The 1,233-nt window shown below is 57.2% G+C and carries 2 pseudogenes; one reads left to right on the top strand and one right to left on the bottom strand.

Annotation, left to right across the window (positions count from 1 at the left end):
• A pseudogene (locus ILFOPFJJ_RS34890) lies at nucleotides 1–205 on the bottom strand (IS110 family transposase); the annotation flags it as partial.
• A 251-nt stretch (nucleotides 206–456) separates the two neighbouring features.
• Here ILFOPFJJ_RS34890 and ILFOPFJJ_RS34585 point away from each other — a divergent pair.
• Nucleotides 457–1,233 (top strand): annotated as a pseudogene (locus ILFOPFJJ_RS34585) (IS110 family RNA-guided transposase); the annotation flags it as partial.

Raw genomic sequence — 1,233 nt, forward strand, 5'->3', positions numbered from 1 at the left:
AACCGGTCGGACCCGCCTCATAGCAAAAGTGAAGCTTGGCTCCGCGCTTGGAAAGCTTGTTGACCAGCGATGCCACAGACGCCGGCTCGAAAGAGATGTCGCCGAAAAACCGGACCTCGCCGTTGCGTTCTCCTTCGGCAACCGCCACTGAAATCTTCAACTTGGACGTATCCAAGCCGATGAAAATTACACTATCTTCTTTCATGGTTCGCCCTCGTTAAACTATGGGGCTCGGCTCTGGCTCCATCCAGAGCAACCCCCGAATTTAGTTTACCGCGGGGGCGGGCCACCTTCAGCCCACGAACATACGGTCTTCTGTAACGGGCCTCCGCGAGTCAATCCCTTATGAGCTTAATCCCTCGCCGAGTGCTTGCTTCTGTTGGGGTGGACGGCCCCCGAACGGCATCGAAATGTGCCAGAGTGAGTCGTTGTGAACTCAAGCAAAGGGAGCCGTCCGTGGACGAGATTATTCGTATTGGCATGGATACGTCAAAACATGTCTTTCAGTTGCATGGCGTTAACGCTGCCGAGCAACCGATCCTGCGCAAGAAGTTGCGCCGTAAGGAAATGGTGGGCTTTTTCACAGAATGCCCGCCGACTGTAGTTGCGATCGAAGCCTGTGGTGCTTCGCATCACTGGGCCCGCTTGCTGACCGCGCTCGGGCATGAGGTCAAACTGATCCCCCCGCAGCTCGTGAAGCTTATGTCAAACGGGGCAAAAATGATGCAGCCGATGCGGAGGCACTATGCGAGGCGATGAGCCGCCCGACCATGCGGTTCGTTCCGGTGAAATCGGCGGATCAGCAAGCCGTGCTGATGCTAGTCGGCATGCGCGAGCGCGTTGTTGCCGCACAAACGCAGCTTGCCAACACGATTCGCGGCTATGCGGCTGAGTTCGGGCTGACCGCCGGTAAAGGCATGTCTCATATCCCGCTACTGCTTGAGCGGATCATGATTGACGAAACCATTCCAGCCCTGGCACGCGATCTATTCGCATCTCTCGCTGACGAATTTGTGCAGCTAGAAGAGCGCCGGAAGGAAGTGGAGGCAAAACTGATGGCCTGGTATCGAAAGAACGAATACTGCCGTCGCCTTGCAAAAATCCCGGGTGTCGGGCCGATCGGCGCAGTACTACTGGTGATGAAAGCGCCGGCGCCGGAGTTGTTTGCGTCGGGAAGACAATTTGCCGCCTGGATGGGGCTGACGCCCCGGGACCATTCGACTGCGGGTAAGG

It is taken from the genome of Sinorhizobium psoraleae (genome assembly GCF_013283645.1).
Lineage (GTDB): Bacteria > Pseudomonadota > Alphaproteobacteria > Rhizobiales > Rhizobiaceae > Sinorhizobium > Sinorhizobium psoraleae.